The sequence below is a fragment of the Corynebacterium sp. HMSC074C11 genome, assembly GCF_001809455.1.
Classification (GTDB): Bacteria; Actinomycetota; Actinomycetes; order Mycobacteriales; family Mycobacteriaceae; genus Corynebacterium; species Corynebacterium amycolatum.
Genome location: NZ_KV797730.1, coordinates 19,160 through 37,980, shown reverse-complemented (window position 1 = coordinate 37,980; position 18,821 = coordinate 19,160). Strand labels below are relative to the sequence as shown.

Below are 18,821 nucleotides of genomic sequence, written 5' to 3'. Positions count from 1 at the left end.
GGCACCGAAGATTTTTTATCTAACAGTTCGATAAAGCCGGGTCGAAAGCGGGACTATTTTCCGGTTAGTTCGCCACTGCCTCCAGATTAAGTGTCCAGCGCTAGTTGTCCAGCACGTCGTGAACAACGATGGTCTGGTCACGACCCGGGCCAACACCGATGTAAGAAATGCGAGCGCCGGAGAGCTCCTCCAGGCGGTTCAGGTAATCCTTGGCCTTGTCCGGCAGCTCATCGAAGGTGCGGCAGCCAGTGATGTCTTCGTCCCACGCAGGCATGGTCTCGTAAATCGGGACAGCGTGGTGGAACTCCGACTGGGTGAGTGGCATTTCGTCGTGGCGCACGCCATCAACGTCGTAAGCGACACAAATCGGAATCTCGCCGATACCGGTCAGGACGTCCAGCTTGGTGATGAACAGATCCGTGAAACCGTTGACGCGCGCGGCGTAGCGAGCCAGCACCGAGTCGTACCAACCACAGCGGCGCTTACGGCCGGTGTTGACCCCGACCTCACCGCCGGTGGTCTGCAGGTACTCACCCCACTTGTCGAACAGCTCCGTCGGGAACGGGCCAGCACCGACGCGGGTGGTGTAGGCCTTCATGATGCCCAGCACCGAAGTGATCTTCGTCGGGCCGATACCGGTGCCCACGCAAGCACCACCAGCGGTTGGGTTCGAGGAGGTCACGAACGGGTAGGTGCCGTGGTCGACGTCGAGCATGGTGGCCTGGCCGCCCTCCATGAGGACGTGCTTGCCGGCATCCAAAGCCTGATTGAGCTCAAACTCCGAGTCGATAATCATCGGACGCAGGCGGTCGGCGAAGCCCATGAAGTAATCAAAGACCTCATCCGGATCGATGGCGCGACGGTTGTACAGCTTGACCAGAATCTGGTTCTTCTGAGCCAGCGAAGACTCAATCTTCTGGCGCAGAATCGACTCATCCAGAATGTCCTGGACACGCAAGCCCGTACGGCCGACCTTGTCGGCGTACGTCGGGCCAATACCGCGGCCAGTGGTGCCGATAGCGCGCTTACCCAGGAAGCGCTCGGTCACCCGGTCCAGCGTCTGGTGGTACGGAGCAACCATGTGGGCATTGCCGGAAACGCGCAGGCGGGAGGCCTTTGCACCGCGAGCTTCAAGGCCATCAATCTCGTCGAAAAGCGCCTCGAGGTTGACCACACAGCCATTACCGATAATCGGCACAGCGTTTTCCGACAGCACACCCGCCGGAAGCAGCTTCAGCTCGTACTTCTCACCGCCGACGACAACGGTGTGGCCGGCGTTATTGCCACCGTTGGGCTTGACGACGTAGTCAACGCGGCCACCGAGAATATCGGTTGCCTTGCCCTTGCCCTCGTCGCCCCACTGGGCACCGACGATAATGATTGCGGCCATAGTCCTACTTCAACTCCTGGGATTGCAGACGACGCATTAGAGTGTAGTCCTATGCGTATTGTTGTGCTGCAGTGTGGCCCCGATGTACCCGCGTTTTCCCAATTGCTCCGCCAATCATGGTCTATATCAGCACCGTCCGCACCATCAGCACCAGCTACTCCGGCACTACCCGCCTATGCGCTTCACGACGTCGCGATGATCCCCGCCCGCAAGGAGCTGGCTTTCATCGACGACCTGGCCAAGGACGTACTGCCTATCGATACAGCACCGACGCCGGAGGAAATCTCCAAGCAGAAAAAGGTCGACCACTTAGGCGTTCCGCAACCCGCTCCGCAAAAGCCGAGCGAGCCGTTGCGAATTGTGGTCGTTGGCACCGACGCGGCACTGGCTGCCGTGGCAACCTACCTGATGCGCAAGAACCTCCTGTGGATTGAACTGGCACATGTCCCCACCGCCCCCTCGACCGCGGCCAAAAACTGGGGCATCGAAGGAGGAGAAGGACTCGATGCGACGGCCGCGCTCACACGCCCGACGATGCCAGTGCCACTGATCCGCGATGACACCGGGCACGCAATTGTTGGTTACGCCCTACTGACAGAGCCAGGAATTACCGGAGTGTCCTCGGAAAACGGGTTTACTGGCGAGGTCTATGTCGACGAGCATCAGATGTTCTCCGGCACATCCACCGGCCTGCAGATTCGCCCTACCCCCGACGCCCCGGGCATCGTTGCGGCCGAAGTTCCGGCGCCGGACGCGGAAGTCGGTAACGAGGATGGAGGCAACAAAGGCCTGCTGAGCCGACTCGGATTGGGTCGCGGTGGCCGTCGTAAAGCGAAAGAAGCCCCGTCCCGCGAGCTGCACCGCCCGATGACGGGTCGGGCAGTTCAAGTTGGTGGCCTGAGCTTCCGTTACGTACGCGATGGCGTAGAGTCGCGAAAGCCGCGCGAGAAAACAACTCTGTACCGACACCTCCGCGACTTGCAGATTGTGCACTAACTGCGTCGGGGGGGGCAATAGCCACGGTCTGTCTGCGAGAAAGTGGCCTGCATGAAAGTGGCCTGCGCGATAGTTCGAGTACAGATAACATTTGAATGTTAAAGCCACTTCCTCGATAGGACAGCATCATGACTGACAACACCCCACGGTTACGCGCTGGCGACCAAGCCCGCCACACTGCGCTGGAACGCTTGGAATGGGCATTCCGCGATGGCCAGATTGACTTTGCGGAGCTGCAGGAGCGCACCGAGAAAGCCCAAAAGGCAACGTACATTGATGAGTTGCCCGCATTGACACAGGACTTGTCGCTGCCCGCGAACCTGGCCGAGCCGACTCCACATACGCGCCCAAACCCTAACCTGCGCCCGAACCTGCACAGCGTCCCGGACGAGCACCATTCAGTGGCACCGAATGCAGCCAACGATCATCAGCCAGCTCGGATTGATAGCTCCGCCACGGCAACCGGTTCGAAGCTCTCCATCGGCATCTTCGGCGGCACCGACAAGAGAGGCCCTTGGACGTGCGCTCCCACGCACACCACGGTGGCGGCCTTCGGCGGGACTGGCTTGGATTTCCGCGAGGCCATCCTGACCGCGGAAACCACTGTCGTCAACATTGGCTGCGCCTTCGGTGGAGTCGACGTCATTGTCCCCGACCACTACCAGGTTGATGTCGACGTGCTCCCCATCTTTGGCGGCACGGATGTTACTGGAAAACCGGGACGCAACCTACCCGCTCCTGGCGCCGGACAGGCTCCGAAGATTATTGTGCGCGGCTTTGTCGCTTTCGGTGGCGTCGAGGTCAAGCGCGTACCGCAGTAGAGCAGGTTGCAGTAGCACGGGGCAGTAGAGCGTACCGCAGTAACCGACTGACGCCTAGCGAGCCGCTACTCGCCCACTCCTCACCGGCTACTCGTCCCATACCTCCGGCGGCATTGCTGGGAACGGCGTCGTCGGCGGCAGCGTTGCCACGGCTGAACGTCTGGACAGGCCACACACCTGCAACAGGTCCACCACCAATGAGCGGGACTGCGCAAACACGACCTGCTCCGATAGCGTTGCGTCCTCGATGACGCGCGGGTGCATTTTCGCTGCTAGACGACGCAAGTACCGAACCACATCTTCAAGCTTGACCTCTCCGGATCCCTCGGAAAGCTGGACGATAGCGATGTCGCCGGATTCGAAAGGCAACTCGCCCCACTCTGGGATTCGGCGCACGGCGGCTTCGTCGTCAAGCACATGACTGACCAGGCGCGTGCCTTCAGATACGCCGAGAACAAGCCCACACAGTTCGGGCGAGAAGTCGATGTGGTCCTCCCGGGCTGTGATAGCGCGACGCGCGAGCACACGGATGTTGCGCATGGCGTTGTCGACAGGATGAACCATGCGTGACAGCGAGTGGATTCGATCCCGGGAGCGCCAGAGCAACGGGGAGATGCGGACCTGCTCGCCCGCGTCGGCAACGGTGCGGTCCATCAGCGAGACCTGCGCCTGCATGGAGCGAACCACGCTCAGTGCGGTGCGGATGCGATCGGTGTCGCCCTCTTTCATGCCGATGCCGATGTCATAAAGTACGTCTGCACCCATGTCGAGGACCTTGGCCACCTTGCGGCGAGCACCCGCCAGCGGGCTTCGCGGCAATACCATGAGCACAATAATGCCCACCACACCACCGACGAGAGCATCGATCATTCGGTAATAAGAACCAGCGGTGCCCGGCGGAATAATGGTGGCGATGAGCACGGCTGAAGATGCCGCTTGGTTCACCACAAGCGGGCCTCGACCGACAAACACGCCGATGATCATGGCGACAAACACACCGACGGTCAGCTGCCAAATACCCGAGCCGAGGATGGAGATAATCACATCACCAATGCCGACTCCCAGCGAGGCACCGAGCACCAACTCAACAGAGTGCTTCAGGCGAGGACCTGCGGTCATCACATTGAGGCTGATGAAAGCGGCCATCGGCGCGAAGAACGGGTTGGGGTGCCCCAGTACCTCAAGCGCGAACCAGTAGGCCAACCCGGCGGCTAGCGTCGCCTGGACAATAAGCATCCAGCGGGAGCGCACACGGGCAACGGCATGGAGGAAACGCGTGCGGGGCCTCACTTTCTGACGCAGCTTGTTTGCTGCGCGGGAGGCCGGATGTAGGTACGTATTGCGAAAATCTTGGAAATCCGGGCGCGGATTATCCTCGACGAATTGCGTTTCCTTAGCTTCGACGAGATCGCCGACATGCGCGGGAGCAATGTCCTCAAGATCCCTGGCAGCTGCGGCATCCTTATCTTCCCCACCAGCGATGCCAGCCATGCCGAAGTCACCATCCTCATATGAAAAACTGTGCACTTTTTATGTACCCGATGTGCTGTTGTGCACTTTTATGCGCTCGCTGAATCTCTGTGCACGATTAAAGACCCAACTCTGGCAGCGCGGATTCATCACTGTCACGCAGCAACGCCATCATGCGACCGAATTCATCATCCTCGCCGATAGCCTTAGCAGCCTTAGCCAACGCCGCGAAGGCGCGGAGCACACCACGATTGGGCTCGTGCTCCCATGGAATCGCTCCGAACCCCTTCCAGCCGTTTCCGCGCAGCAGGTCCAGACCGCGGTGGTAACCAGTGCGGGCGAAGGCATAGGCCTGAATCTCCTGACCTTCGGACAAGGCACTTTCAGCCAAGTCTGCCCACGCCTGGGAATCGCGCGGGCATGCGCGAACCACGGCCTCCGGGCTTGCGCCACCGTTGCGGGCAGCAACGGCCTCGTCAAGAACGGGGAGCTTCACGGGAGCAGGAGCCATCATGTCATTGAGTTTCATGCGTCCTATTGTGCCAGGCATGACGTGCCGATGGCAGGATCTAGGCATGCGACTCTCTGTTGGTAAGGGGCGGGCACAGCGTGGTGGTACAAAGTCGGCAAGCGCCAGATGACGACCAACTAGCGTTCCCCGACTACTCCGGGCAGCTCGGCTTCGTCGAATCCAACGACTCACCATTTTCCAGCTTGGTCGCAACAAAATCGGCCACTCGGGCACATGCTTCCATCAGCATCCAACCCGACAGCTGGACAGAGAGGTCACGCTCCTTAATCGCCGAACCGCGAACCGCGCCACCGACTGATTGCGCAACCGAACCGCCCTGTGGGAACTGAGCATTGTCGTTCCAATCTGCGGGGAAAAGCGGCAGGCCATCGACCTCGAGGCGGTGGTACCAGCACTTTTCCCCCGACGCCAGAACCAGTCGGCGAGCAATGCGGGCTGCCGCGCGATTCATGCGATTGTCTCCAGGCAAACGCACCGCCGCATCGGCGAGGTATCGCACGAGGATGCCGTTGAACAGACCACCATCGCCGCCACCGGCACCGGCGATGACATTGTCGGTGGTCGCCAAATCCTTTGCCACCGCGTGGATGAGGTTTTGCACGCGCGTGAAATACTTCGTCGCCTGCTCACGCTGGCCGTGCGCCCGAAGCGCAAGTCCCACTTCAAGACAAGCGCCAATCATGACACCCTGGTTGTACGTAAACATGCCCTTCTGCACCACGGCACCTGCCATGGACAAGCGAATGCCGTCGTAGAGCAGACCTGAGTCCGCCAAAAGGTTGGCGTAAACCCAGTCGATAAGTTCCTCTGCCTCCTTGATACGACCAGCCCGGGCCAGAGCGATGGCTGCAGGACCGTTCGAGGGGACGTTGAAAAAGAGGTCCTGCTCACGCCACGGCAGCACACCCGTGGACTCCTGCCGACCATCGCCCAAGCATGAAATCAGCCGCGCTGTCGTCTTCTTGGGCACCGATGCGCCGAGGACAGCGTCGGCACGCCCGAGCGCCAACGCCATCCACGCGCGATCGTCATAGTACTTGTTCTTGGTCAGCAGCGTGAGGTTGCGAATGCGGATACCCCGAGTGGTCTGGCGGATAGCGCGGTACTTCTCCTTAGAGGGCACGCGCTTGGCTGCGTCTACCAGACAGTCGAGATACTGCGCCTGCCACCAGTAATGCCAGTTGATGAAGACCTTATGTCGCAGCGGCGCGGGCCAGGAAGCCATTGCCAGATTCGTGCCCGGAAGACCCCACAGCTTCGCCGCATGACGGTTGCGAATCGCCTGCTCAGCCACGTCCGCGCGATAGGCCCACGTTTCGGCCTCCGGACGCGACATTTTTAGAACCACTGGCTCTCCTTAAAACGGCTGTGAAACAGCTCTAAAACAGCCTTTCGAAATAAAACACCTAAGCAGACAATTACCAGGCCGCGGTGATGTCTGCATGAGTACGAATCCAAGAGTGCATGGCAATACCCGCCGCTACCCCCGCATTTATCGAACGCGTCGATCCAAATTGGGCAATCGACACCGTCAGGTCCGCCGCCTGCTGTGCTTCTTCAGTCACTCCCGGCCCCTCCTGGCCGAAGAGCAAAAGACAACGCTCGGGCAACTCAACGGTTTCGATGGGTACGGAGCCCGGCACGTTGTCCACGGCCACCACAGCCAGGTCATGCTCGCGCGCCCAGCTAATGACCTCCGACACCGTCTCGTGGTGCAGCAAGTGCTGGTAGCGGTCAGTCACCATCGCGCCGCGACGATTCCAACGCTTGCGCCCCACGATGTGCACGGCCTCCACCAGGAAGGCATTTGCGGTGCGTACCACGGTGCCGATGTTGGAGTCATTCTCAAAATTCTCGATGGCGATGTGCAACGGATGACGACGCTTATCCAGCTCCGCGACGATAGCCTCCATCGTCCAGTAGCGGTAAGCATCGACGACATTGCGTCGGTCGCCCTCATCCAAAAGCTGCTCATCGTATTCTGGGCCGGTCGGCCGAGGTTCGTTCGGGTGCTCCTGCTCCCACGGCCCCACCCCGACACGAGCCTCAAACCACTCCGTCGGCCCCTTCCCGGGCTCAGGCGCGGTCAAGAGTCAACAGCCCCTCGACCAGGAACAACTGCGCCATGGTGTAGGTGTCCATCACTGCAGCATTCAGAAGCTTGCCGACGACGCCCTCCTCCGCAAACATCTTTCGAGCCATCAGTAGCGTGTCGGAGATAAGGAACAGGTTGCCACCGTGACCTAGGCCGTAGGTGGCATCGGCAATCGGCAGGCCGGTCTGCTCATCAGTTCCGACAGCACCGGCCCCCTCCAGCAGTACCGGGTCATCGGCCAGTGCAGAAGTCACGGCCAGCAGCGGACCGTATCCAACTGCAGCGGGCAGCGCCTCTGGCTTTACAGCACCGACCAGCGGTACCGAACCAGCCCACAGTGGGAAGCGAATGGCAGCACGCAGCGCGCTAATGCGAGCTCCGGCACGCCACAGCAGCACGTGGTAGGCAACCTGGTTAACTGCGAACGGCACAGAACCGCGGTTCAGGTTCGGCTTGTTCGGCATGAGAATCAAGTCGCCCAACCAACCGCCGGCGAGGCCGATGAGCAGGGTGGTCGTCGTGAAGCGAGACGTCTCGTGGCGACGGCGCCAAACATTGGCCGCTAACAGTGGCATGAGGACAGTCTTGGAAACTCGACGTGGAGTCTCCCAGCCGAAGGCGCTGGAGACAACGTTGACCGCACTGGCGGCAATGTAGCCGGCGCGTTCCGGGGCACGGCGGGTGTCGGAGCTCGCGCTGGCGATACCGGTGAGTGCGCCGAGGCCCTCGCCCGTGCGACGCACAAACATGTCAGCGACGGTTTCCTTGGTGCCGGGGAGTTTGGTCGTAGTGAGCTTGGACAAGAGTCCTGCACGCTTGGTAGTCATGGGGATGTTCCTCTTTTCGTGGGACTGCGTTGGGGCGGGTGAGCTGGGTGAGGCTCAGTGAGTTGAGTGAGGCTCGGTAAAAGCTCTAGCGCTCAGATTCTTAGGCCAGGCCCAAGTCATCCAAACCGAGCAGGTAACGGTACTCCAGGCCTTCACCCTTGATGACCTCGTCGGCGCCCGTCGCGCGGTCAACCACAGTGGCTACACCGACAACCTCGGCGTCGGCCTCGCGTAGGGCAGCTACGGCCGTCAGCGGCGAGTTGCCCGTCGTAGTGGTGTCCTCAACAACCAGGACCTTCTTGCCCACAATGTCCGGCCCCTCAATGCGGCGCTGCATGCCGTGCTTCTTGGCTTCCTTGCGTACTACGAAGGCATCAATCGGACGTCCTTCGGCGTGCATGACAGAGGTGGCCACCGGGTCCGCGCCAAGCGTCAGACCACCGACGTGCGCGTAGTCCCAGTCGGCAGTGAGCTCCCGTAGCAGGGAACCAATCAGGCGCGAGGCCTCATGATGTAGGGTGGCGCGGCGCAGGTCAACGTAGTAGTCAGCCTCACGTCCAGACGACAGCGTGACCTTGCCATGGACAACCGCCAGCTCCTTGACCAGCTCGGCCAAACGCTGCAGCTTCTCCTGATTGACATTGCTCGTGTGGGTGCTCATCTGAGGTTGTCTCCTAAATAAACGACTGTGTGCTCAAGGATATGTCTGGTTCTACTCGTCCGCGGAATCAGGGGTTGCGCCTTTGTCCTCGGATACAGATTCGGTGGGGTTGTCGCTGCTGTCGAGGTCTGGGGCGGCGTCGGTAAAAATACTGGCGGGCTTCACATTTGATCGCACTACACGTCCCCGGCTCGAGCGCATTCGGCTATGTTCGGGATCCTCACCAAGCGCAGGAATCTGCTGGCCAGAATCCCCAATGTCCTCCGACTCACCAACGTTTGCCCCCATCTTTCGTGCCGTTGACCGCGAAGGCAGCGCCGTCGGATCAAGCGGTATATCCCGCGTAGGGCGCCACGACGAGCCGTCAATCGCCTGCACCACCGTGGGTTGTGCATTGCTTTGCGACGACCACTGCGAATCATCCGTGGTTGCATCCACGGTGGCAGCAGACGAGGACGAAGGAGAATCTGCGTAAACAATTTCCTCAACGTCCAGCGGCTCTTCGCCCTTGCTATTCTGCGCGCTGTGACTCTGGGCATGCCCGTTCTGTGAGCTGAGATCCTGCGATTCGTGGTTAGCAGAACCGTTGCGACGCTGGTCTGGTACCGCGTGCAAGTGCCCACGCCCGGTTCCATCCGAAATCAAGGAACCAGAGTCAACGGACTGCTCGGTGAGCTGCAAACGAGTGGGATCCCACTGATTTGTGTCCGGAGCGACAGTTTCGCCTTCCGCCGGTGGCAACCTGCGCGCAATGTCGGAGAAGTCCGACAGCGATGCCAGTGCACCGTCCCAGTCCTCTGGCACTGAATTATCAATCAGCTGAGCCAAGGACCAGGAGTTTTCGGACCACATGCGGGTAATGGCCGGGTGCACGTCGGCAAGTATGCGGGTTGCACGGTCGTCGAAGATGCGATGAATGAGCTCTGGGTCGGTAGCTGCGACTACCAGGCCGGCTTCGGTGGCTACGTGAGGCAGCGTCGTGCCGCCGCTGCGGCGCAGCTCGAAAACCTCATCGCTGGATACAGAGCGGCGGATGGCGATGGTGGTGATGCCACCGACATCGGCGAGGTGCATTTCCCGGCCAAAGGCGAAACCGGAGACCACGGCCTTGGCATCGCCGTCTGGCGTGCGCTGCCAGTACGACGGCAGCTCATGGTCCACACGGTTGTAGACAGAATTACGTTCCTGCGCCCAGGCCTTCCGCAAGTGACGCACCCGGCGACCGCTGATACGTCGACGGACAGGAGCCACTGACTTCTGCTGGGCGCGCTGCGGTTGCGCGCGCTGGGTGGGCTCTGTGGGCTGGGCGGGTTGGGTGACCTGAGTGGCCTGGGCGTGCGCCGCAAAATCGGATGATTGCGGCACTTCGCCGGTCTCGGTATTTTCGACCGACGCAGCCTGGAATTCTGTACCGTCAACAGTTCCAGTGCGAGCGTCAGCAGCGGTGGTGCTGTTGGCCTCTGTGGCACTGGTGTCGCCCACTAAACCTGTCTCGGGCTCATCCACGGTATCAGTATCTTCGGCAGTCACTGACTCGGCTGACTCCGCGCCAGCCCCTGTGCCAAACTCCGCGCCGGACTCCGCGTCACTTCGGAGAGTCCCGTCCGTTCCCGCATTCAGGTCAGCTGCTGTTCCCGATGTTTCGGAAGCCCCCGAGTTTTCTGTTGCTTCGGACATTTCAGCAGGGGCCGCCGATTCGATTCCCGAGACAGATTCAGGCTCCGCCGGCATCATTTGCCCAGCTGAAGTACCCAGTTCTATCGTCGAAAACTCAGTTTCAGAGTCAACTTCAGCGGCACCATCAGTCTCAGCGACAACCTCAGAGTCAGCGCCAGCTGCGACATTCGGTCTCACCACAGAAGCTGTCTCAGAGCTGCCCTGCTCTGAAGAATCCGGCTGTTCGGGCACAACATCTTCTGCCGCCACACCGGTTACTTCGCCGGCGGAGTCCGAGGGCTCGTCGTAAAGCGATGGCGACGAAGGAGACGCCACAGCAGTCTCACTTGTGCTGCGACGGCGGCGGTCGACAACGAACAGCGCGACTGCGGCGATGATGAGGATCGCTGCGAGGGTGAATACTAGGGGAATCATTAATCTCCTAGCTTAAGCCAGAAGCCGTTCTATTTGGTCAGCGACAATATGCCGTCCCCCGTCTGGCGCAATGCCAATGCCCGAGGCGAGAGCGTACAGGACTCTCTAGAACCGTAAGGGCGAGGGGAAATATCCACATGGACGACACATCAGGGGTTCCCTGGAGGGTCGCCCTGCCCCGGACACATGCGAGTCCGGCGCCGCTTAGAAACGGACGATAGGCAGGCTCGGATTGCCAGCCCACTGGGACCAGCCTCCGACATACAGCGAGGCGTCAGTAATGCCCGCTTCTTCCATGGCCTGAATGAACAGTGAGGAATGAAGACCGGAACCGGAGTAGACCGCTACATTACGACCGGCTTCGATACCGACGGAGGCAAAGCGCTCACGGAGCTGCTCAACAGGCAGGAAGGAGCCGTCGGCATTTTGCAGACTGCGAGCCGCCAGGTTCACGGCGCCCGGGATGTGACCTGCCTGCAGATCGACGCGCTCACTGCGACCTTCAAAGCGGCTGGGCTCACGCGCATCCACCAAAATTCCACGTTCAGACCAGGTGCGTACGTCGTCGAGGCTGGCAACAGGCATATTGCCCTCGCTCACCGCAATCGTTCCAGGCTGCGGCAGATTGCCGGGACCGAAGGCAGTCTCGTTTCCATCTGCTTCCCAAGCAGCTAACCCGCCGGTGAGGACACGCACATTCTCCAGACCCGCCCAGCGCAGAATCCACCAAGCACGTGACGCGAACAGCCCATCGCCCGCGTCGTAGACGATCACCAGATGCTCCGAGCGGACTCCCCAACGACGGACGGCATCGCGCACACGCTCGATATCCGGCAGCGGGTTGCGACCAGCTTCTCGGCTGGGAACACCCGCTAGATCCAACTCGGGATCACAAAACACGGCCAGAGGGATGTGAGCCGTAGCGTAGGAGTCATATGGTTTTTTAGCGCGCGACCAGCGTGCGTCAACGACGACGATGCGACCGCCACCGGCAATCTTGTCACGAAGCTCTTGTACCGAGATGGATGTTGTCATAATCCCGGATTCTAAATCGATTGACTTGGTAGCGCGATATGTACGTTATTAAAACTAGGAGCTCGGGAAGATGTCTGAAGATGCTGCCCACCTGGCCGTTTTCATCTCAAACGCAGGCCATGGAATCGGCCGTGCCACCGCAGAAAAACTGCTTTCCTGCGGCTAAACCGTCGGAGTTGTTGACGTCTCTGCTCGAAAATGTCAGCACTGACGGCACCAAGCGCATGGGTATTCGCATCACACCAGCTGATGTCGCCAACGCAATCGTCGACTGCATCAACCAGAAACAGGGCACGATTACTAAGGCTGACTTCCCCGTCAGCCTGCCGACAAAACTGCTGCACTATGCCGCCAGCGTCGGTGCCCCTTTCCTCAACCGCTTCATTAATGCAAAGCTGACTACGAAACGGAAGATCAGCCTCTAAGCCAGGACCCCGCTCCCTACCCGACTACCCACCGGGATCCTGTCCCGTCTCGCCATTGCCATCCGCTGTGTCCCCCGCCCGTTTCTCTCGCGCTTTACGACGCAACCAGCGCCCCGGACTATCGAACGTATCGGGGTCCTCATTGGATTCCGCTTTTCGGTTTCCTTCCTTGCCTTTCGGGGCCACCCAGACCACACGATTAGTAGAGGCCGGCTCGCACTCCCCACTACCCTCGTCCCCTTCGTCAGTTCCTAGAATCTCCGGCACCTCATCCGGCCGAAGCGTCCACCAAGCATTTTCATCACATCGAGCATCATCGATCTTTCGATGCGTACCCGGATCAACCAACGTGAGATTATCCAGATCAGTGCCACCACCGGAAGACCACGACTTCACATGGTGAACATCACACATAGCTCCCGGAGTGCCCATGCCCGGCGCGGAGGAGCCTCCTTCCTCTCCAAGAAGGGCCAGATACTGTGGCAAAGTCCCCAGCCTGCGGGACCGACCAAAGTACAAGGTCTGTCCCTCATTCCCCAAGACTTGGAGGAACGAATTTCTATCAACCATCTGTTGCACGGCCTGACTAATGGAAATTCGCACTCCCGCATCAGAGACCGCTTTGCCCGATCCAGGAAGTACAAAATCTTTCCCATCAGGCAAGGAGACTCCAGCTAGCGCTGCCACATCTGCGATATGCGCGACGGTGACCACCGATGTCGTCCCCCGCGCCGGCTGAAGGTCACCGCCTGGTTGAAAACCCCCATTCACCGCCGCTTCCACGGCATCATGAAAACGCTGCTCCGGATTCCTCTGGTCATCGGCACCTTCTTCGAGTAACCCGCCAGGGCTCGCATGATCCGCCTGCAGCCTTTTGAGCACCGCTGCAAACGAAGGCGTAACCACACCGCTCAACCGGCTCATGCCGTCCGGCCCCTGAGCACCGATTTTTAGGCTTCGTTTCCGAGCGCGGTCCTCATCCGTATACGGGTCATCAACCCCCAACATCGCTCGCAGGCGGTTCGGCAATTTATTGAGATCATCAACACGGATTTTGTCCACTAAATCTGCAATGTGCTTGTCCAGCAGCCTAGACAGCTGTGCATGCTCCGTTGCCGGCAGCTCACGAACGGCTTTGTCAATCTTCGAAACAGCATCCGCACCGACAACACCTTCCTCAACTTTCTGACGAAGGTTCGGCATTCGCACATCCTCATTCGCCGGAGCAAACGGATCAACATTCCTACTCAGGCGCCCTACGACGTTGATACGCTGCCTCGCTTCTGCTCGCGAGATTCGCATCTCCTGCGCTAGCCACGCAATCTTTCGATGCTCCGCGCTGGGCATCCGCCCCTTCATGGTCTCCACATAAGTCGCATCAATTACTGCGAGTCGTTTTCGCGCTTTCTCAATCGACTTATATGCATCGTGCGCATGATCCGGCGCAAGTACTTCGAAGTTCTCTACGATGACTGTCGACAGAGCTTCAAACTGCGCAACCGCATCTAAAACCTGAGATGTCGAAAGCGGTCCACTGCCATTTGGCACCGATGGTGTAGACATTTCCCCCACCCCCTTTTTAAAACGCTAGCAATCCGAATCCCCAAATGGACTAACTAATTTCCCTCCCCCACATTATCGCACACCCATTCGGCACCCCACAACCCCTCAGCCAACTTTTTCGAATCTTTTTCCGAAACACTGCCGCACTTCCAGAGCTTGAATACCCCACCATCCGCCCTAAAAACCCGACCAACCCGCCCCCCCAAAAAAAAGAACTGCACCCGAAAGCCTAAAACCGCACCACCATCACATCGTGGTCCGGGAAGCTCGAGCGCCCCACTAGCTCAAACCCCGCCTTCACATAAGCTTTCGCCGCCCGCGGGTTGGCATCATGGACAGCCAGACTAACCCCCGGGTACCCCAGCTCACGCGCATACTCAAGAAGCCCCGCAATCATCGGCTGCGACAGCCTGCGTCCGACCACACCCGGACGCAGCGCAATCGCTACTTCAGGAATCCCATTTTCCACAAAACCGTACCCCGGATCGTCCTTCGTAAACGTACGCAGCCAGGCCGCCCCCACCGGCACTTCATAGCCCTCGCATTCTTCGCTTGACGACGAATCCCCGCGCTCCAACCATTCCGCCTTAATGGCGGCCGCGCTGTAGGCGACCTCGCGAGAAACTCTCGGCTCAAATGGGTCAGTGCGGGTCATGTCGCTACTGAGCGACTCGAGGTCAGCGTCGTCAAGCGAAGTGGCGAAAAGGATAACCCCGCCCTGACTCGCATCCCATTGGTCGACGTATTGGCGCCTCGTGACTACATAATCTTCCGGCAGTGGCTGACTTTCATCTCCGAACGTTTCCGTTAGTTCGTCCATCCAGGCAATGAAGGGGCGGTCGGAGTCTGTCGCTGGTCGCCACTGAAAGTTAGTCATATTTGCGCACTATACCGGCGCACCCCAGGCCGACCGGAATGCAACAAGCCCACGCGATCGGCCGCAAGGGACATAAGCCCGGACAACAAAAGCACAAAAAAGGGGCAGTTCAGGAGAAAAATCTCCCAAACCGCCCCAACAAACGGACAGCCTGCTGAACAGGTATCGCCCTGAGGATTGGGCGCCCTAGACCCGGGCTACGCCGTCCTCGCCATAGCCGACAACCTTCAGCGACTCCCCATCGTCAGCAACCGTAACCTCTACTCGGTCACCATCGCGAACATCGCCCGCGAGCAGTCGACGTGCCAGCTCATCGCCGATTGCCTTCTGCACCAGGCGACGCAGCGGACGGGCACCATAGGCCGGGTCGTAGCCGCGCTCCGACAGCCAATCCAGTGCCCCATCGGAGACATCCAGCACCAGACGACGTGCAGCCAGACGCTCCGCCAGGTTGCGAACCTGAATGTCCACAATGCCGCGCAGCTGCTCGGAGGTCAGCGGATCGAAGATCACTACATCGTCGAGACGGTTGATGAACTCCGGCTTGAAGGCCATCTTGACCGCATCCATGATCTGTTCATGCGTACCACCAGCACCGAGGTTGGAGGTGAGAATCAGAATCGTGTTTCGGAAGTCCACGGTTCGACCCTGACCATCAGTCAGGCGCCCCTCATCGAGCACCTGCAGGAGCACATCGAACACGTCCGGGTGAGCCTTCTCAACCTCGTCGAAAAGCACGACGGTGTACGGACGGCGACGAACAGCCTCGGTGAGCTGACCGCCAGCGTCGTAGCCGACGTATCCGGGAGGGGCACCAATCAGACGAGCGACAGAGTGCTTCTCGCCGTACTCGGACATATCGATGCGAACCATCGCACGCTCATCGTCGAAGAGGAACTCCGCCAGCGCCTTGGCCAGCTCCGTCTTACCAACGCCAGTTGGACCGAGGAACAGGAAGGAACCAGTCGGACGGTTCGGATCGGCAACACCCGCACGCGAACGGCGGACAGCATCGGAGACAGCCTCCACAGCGGCATTCTGACCAACGACGCGACGGCCGAGGTTGCGCTCCATTTCCAGTAGCTTCTCGGTTTCGCCCTGCATCATCTTGCCAGCCGGGATACCCGTCCAGGCGGAGACAACCTCAGCGACTTCCTGAGGCGTGACCTCCTCCTTGAGCATGGAGTTTTCCTCTGCGTCAGCGACCGATTCCTCGGCGGTCTCCAGCTTCTTCTCCAACTCAGGAATGCGCCCGTAACGCAGCTCTGCGACGCGCCCGTAGTCACCTTCGCGCTCAGCCTTTTCGGACTCAGTGCGCAGGGCATCGAGCTCTTCGCGAACGGAGCGAACATCATCAATCGAGGACTTCTCGTTCTGCCAGCGAGTCTTCAGAGCGTTGAGCTTCTCGCGCTCATCTGCAAGTTCCTCACGGAGCTTGTCCAGACGCTCCTTCGACGCGATGTCAGTTTCCTTCTCCAGGGCCATTTCCTCGATTTCGAGGCGGCGCACGATGCGTTCCGCGGAGTCGATTTCCTCCGGCGAGGAGTCAATCTCCATACGCAGACGCGATGCGGCCTCATCAACCAGGTCGATAGCCTTATCCGGCAGGAAGCGGGATGTGATGTAGCGGTCCGACAGCGTTGCTGCAGCCACCAGCGCGGAGTCCTGGATACGAACACCGTGGTGGACCTCGTAGCGTTCCTTCAGGCCACGCAGAATGCCAATGGCGTCCTCAACGCTCGGCTCACCGACAAAGACCTGCTGGAAACGACGCTCCAGCGCAGCATCCTTCTCGATGTACTTGCGGTACTCATCCAGAGTCGTCGCACCGACCAGGCGCAACTCACCACGAGCCAGCATCGGCTTAATCATATTGCCCGCATCCATCGAGCCATCACCTGTGGCACCAGCGCCAACGATGGTGTGAATCTCGTCGATGAAGGTAATAATCTGACCGTCGGATTCCTTAATCTCGTCCAGAACCGCCTTCAGGCGCTCCTCGAACTCACCGCGGTACTTCGCACCGGCGACCATGGAACCTAGATCCAGGCTCATCAGCGTCTTGCCCTTCAGGGATTCCGGCACGTCACCTGCAACAATGCGGCGTGCGAGCCCTTCTACAATGGCCGTCTTACCAACGCCCGGCTCACCAATGAGCACAGGGTTGTTCTTGGTGCGACGACTTAGGACCTGAACCACGCGACGAATCTCCGCATCGCGGCCAATAACTGGGTCAATCTTGCCCTCACGTGCCCGCGCGGTTAAGTCCGTCGCATACTTTTCCAGAGCCTGGTACTGCTCTTCTGGATTTTCCGTTGTAACCTTCCTCGATCCACGCACGCTAGTCAGCGCGCCCTTTAATGCCTCGGCAGTAGCGCCCGCCGACTGCAGCACAGTTGCCGCCTCCGACTGGCCAGTTGCTACACCGATAAGCAGAATTTCCGTGGAGACATACTCGTCTCCAAGCTCGCCCGCCAGCTCCTCGGCAGCGTTCAGTGCATTAACGGCATCCCTATTAAACTGCGGGTTCGCCATATTCGCCCCGCTTGCCGACGGGTACCCCGCGACCAGCTCCTTAGCGCGGGTCAAAACCCCGGAAGGATTAACACCCGCTGCCTCAAGCAGCGGAGCCGCAATACCCTCCTTTTGCTCCAGCAGCGCTACCAGAATGTGCCCAGGCCGAATATCCGGGTTACCCGCACTGGTCGCGGCCTTCATAGCTTCCTGGAGAACTTCTCCAGTCTTAGTTGTTGGTGTAAAACTCATAACTTGCGCCCCTTTGACTCAACTTTGTCATTCACTACCCATAACGTATTTAGCCTTGAGTCTGTTCCACTCAACTTCAAATTTTACAATTTCATACTGTGATTCACGCCACATCCACAGCGAAAAGGATTGCGCTCGGCAGCGTCGTTAAGCGCAGTAGCGCACCGGAAAGCACTAGAAAACATTGGAGAGCTCCAGAAACCACGCGCGGACGCACTCCAATACACCGTCCGACGCCCTCACCAGCGCACTCCCGCCTGCTTCGACTTCCCCCATGTGAGTGATGGGCGGGCAGCGCACTCATACTGTTTTGGTTACCCTGGTAGATGACATTCCTTCATTCTCACGAAAGGACTCGAATGAACATCGAGCAGGCACGTCAGATGACTGAGGGCAAGGGCTTCATCGCCGCTCTCGACCAGTCCGGTGGATCCACCCCGAAGGCTCTGCGCCTGTACGGCATCAACGAGGATCAGTACTCGAACGAAGATGAAATGTTCGACCTGGTTCACGAGATGCGTACCCGCATCATCACTTCCCCGTCCTTCAACTCTGAGCAGATTATTGGCGCGATTCTCTTCGAGCAGACCATGGATCGCGACATTGAGGGAATCCCGACCGCTCAGTACCTGTGGGAAAAGAAGGGCATTGTCCCGTTCCTGAAGACTGACAAGGGTCTCGCCGACAAGGAGAACGGCGTTCAGCTTATGAAGCCGTGCCCGGGTCTGGATGAGCTGCTGGAGCGCGGTGTCGCTAAGGGCATCTTCGGCACCAAGATGCGTTCCTTCATTGCTGAGGCAAACGAAGAGGGCATCAAGGCCAACATTGCTCAGCAGTTCGAGTTCGGCAAGCAGGTTCTGTCCCACGGTCTGGTTCCGATTCTGGAGCCGGAGGTCGACATCAACGCTGCTGACAAGGCAGAGGCTGAGGACATTGTCCTGCGCGAGCTGCTCGCCGGTCTGGATGACCTGGCTGATGACCAGAAGGTCATGATCAAGGTTTCCATCCCCACCAAGGATGACCTGTACAAGCCACTGATTGAGCACCCGAAGGTCATGCGCGTCGTTGCCCTGTCCGGTGGCTACGAGCGCGAGGACGCCAACGAGCGCCTGTCCCGCAACCACGGCATGATTGCTTCCTTCTCCCGTGCACTGTCTGAGGGCCTGTCTGCTCAGCAGTCCGACGAAGACTTCAACGCAACCATGGCTGAGTCCGTCAAGGGCATCTACGAGGCTTCGATTTCCTAATCGTCCGCTGTGCATTTGCGCTTCG

General features: G+C 59.5%; 16 protein-coding genes. 4 read left to right on the top strand and 12 right to left on the bottom strand.

The annotated features are described in order from the left end of the window. Window positions 1–100: 100 nt before the first annotated feature. Window positions 101–1,390, bottom strand: coding sequence for an adenylosuccinate synthase (locus HMPREF2614_RS05505; RefSeq protein WP_016421542.1), 1,290 nt, complete (start codon window positions 1,388–1,390; stop codon window positions 101–103). A 51-nt stretch (window positions 1,391–1,441) separates the two neighbouring features. On the opposite strand from HMPREF2614_RS05505, the gene HMPREF2614_RS05500 reads away from it, so the two are divergent. Together HMPREF2614_RS05500 and HMPREF2614_RS05495 are read left to right on the top strand one after the other, a co-directional pair. Beyond that, window positions 1,442–2,386, top strand: a complete 945-nt coding sequence (locus HMPREF2614_RS05500; RefSeq protein WP_224792239.1) for a hypothetical protein — start codon at window positions 1,442–1,444, stop codon at window positions 2,384–2,386. A 128-nt stretch (window positions 2,387–2,514) separates the two neighbouring features. Continuing rightward, entirely contained in the window at window positions 2,515–3,207 is a 693-nt protein-coding gene (locus HMPREF2614_RS05495) for a DUF1707 SHOCT-like domain-containing protein (RefSeq protein ID WP_070560418.1), read from the top strand. Window positions 3,208–3,294: 87 nt separating this feature from the next. Here the strand turns inward: HMPREF2614_RS05495 and HMPREF2614_RS05490 are convergent, their stop codons facing one another. The 8 genes from HMPREF2614_RS05490 to HMPREF2614_RS05455 form a co-directional block, all read right to left on the bottom strand. Continuing rightward, entirely contained in the window at window positions 3,295–4,698 is a 1,404-nt protein-coding gene (locus tag HMPREF2614_RS05490; RefSeq protein WP_038629203.1) for an FUSC family protein, read from the bottom strand. 97 nt (window positions 4,699–4,795) lie between these two features. Next, the gene (locus HMPREF2614_RS05485) at window positions 4,796–5,206 is read right to left on the bottom strand and encodes a DUF3151 domain-containing protein (protein WP_038626757.1); all 411 of its coding nucleotides are present in this window, start codon (window positions 5,204–5,206) and stop codon (window positions 4,796–4,798) included. A 133-nt stretch (window positions 5,207–5,339) separates the two neighbouring features. Beyond that, complete coding sequence (locus tag HMPREF2614_RS05480) at window positions 5,340–6,557, bottom strand: glycoside hydrolase family 76 protein (protein WP_005510131.1); 1,218 nt, start codon at window positions 6,555–6,557, stop codon at window positions 5,340–5,342. Window positions 6,558–6,627: 70 nt separating this feature from the next. After that, on the bottom strand, window positions 6,628–7,299 hold the full coding sequence (locus HMPREF2614_RS05475) for a TrmH family RNA methyltransferase (protein ID WP_038626765.1): 672 nt from the start codon (window positions 7,297–7,299) through the stop codon (window positions 6,628–6,630). After that, window positions 7,286–8,131 carry a lysoplasmalogenase family protein gene (locus HMPREF2614_RS05470; protein WP_049181101.1) on the bottom strand — a complete coding sequence of 282 codons (846 nt, stop codon included), beginning with the start codon at window positions 8,129–8,131 and terminating at the stop codon, window positions 7,286–7,288. Before HMPREF2614_RS05470 ends, HMPREF2614_RS05475 begins: the two co-directional genes overlap by 14 nt. A gap of 100 nt (window positions 8,132–8,231) precedes the next feature. After that, window positions 8,232–8,792, bottom strand: a complete 561-nt coding sequence (gene pyrE, locus HMPREF2614_RS05465) for an orotate phosphoribosyltransferase (protein ID WP_070560416.1) — start codon at window positions 8,790–8,792, stop codon at window positions 8,232–8,234. A 51-nt stretch (window positions 8,793–8,843) separates the two neighbouring features. Beyond that, window positions 8,844–10,883, bottom strand: a complete 2,040-nt coding sequence (locus HMPREF2614_RS05460) for a type III secretion system chaperone family protein (protein WP_070560413.1) — start codon at window positions 10,881–10,883, stop codon at window positions 8,844–8,846. Between the two features lie 204 nt (window positions 10,884–11,087). Continuing rightward, entirely contained in the window at window positions 11,088–11,918 is an 831-nt protein-coding gene (locus tag HMPREF2614_RS05455; RefSeq protein ID WP_070560411.1) for a sulfurtransferase, read from the bottom strand. A gap of 131 nt (window positions 11,919–12,049) precedes the next feature. Between HMPREF2614_RS05455 and HMPREF2614_RS05450 the strand changes: the two genes are divergently transcribed. Further along, window positions 12,050–12,343 (top strand): SDR family oxidoreductase, encoded by a 294-nt coding sequence (locus tag HMPREF2614_RS05450; RefSeq protein ID WP_187402509.1) that lies wholly within the window; start codon window positions 12,050–12,052, stop codon window positions 12,341–12,343. A gap of 24 nt (window positions 12,344–12,367) precedes the next feature. Here the strand turns inward: HMPREF2614_RS05450 and HMPREF2614_RS05445 are convergent, their stop codons facing one another. The 3 genes from HMPREF2614_RS05445 to clpB form a co-directional block, all read right to left on the bottom strand. Beyond that, window positions 12,368–13,906: an HNH endonuclease signature motif containing protein gene (locus tag HMPREF2614_RS05445; RefSeq protein WP_049181098.1), complete on the bottom strand. Its 1,539-nt coding sequence runs from the start codon at window positions 13,904–13,906 to the stop codon at window positions 12,368–12,370. Window positions 13,907–14,135: 229 nt separating this feature from the next. Further along, the gene (locus HMPREF2614_RS05440; RefSeq protein ID WP_038626776.1) at window positions 14,136–14,783 is read right to left on the bottom strand and encodes a GNAT family N-acetyltransferase; all 648 of its coding nucleotides are present in this window, start codon (window positions 14,781–14,783) and stop codon (window positions 14,136–14,138) included. A 186-nt stretch (window positions 14,784–14,969) separates the two neighbouring features. Beyond that, complete coding sequence (clpB, locus tag HMPREF2614_RS05435; RefSeq protein ID WP_049181753.1) at window positions 14,970–17,549, bottom strand: ATP-dependent chaperone ClpB; 2,580 nt, start codon at window positions 17,547–17,549, stop codon at window positions 14,970–14,972. 359 nt (window positions 17,550–17,908) lie between these two features. Between clpB and HMPREF2614_RS05430 the strand changes: the two genes are divergently transcribed. Continuing rightward, the gene (locus tag HMPREF2614_RS05430; RefSeq protein WP_070560409.1) at window positions 17,909–18,796 is read left to right on the top strand and encodes a fructose bisphosphate aldolase; all 888 of its coding nucleotides are present in this window, start codon (window positions 17,909–17,911) and stop codon (window positions 18,794–18,796) included. Window positions 18,797–18,821 lie beyond the last annotated feature (25 nt).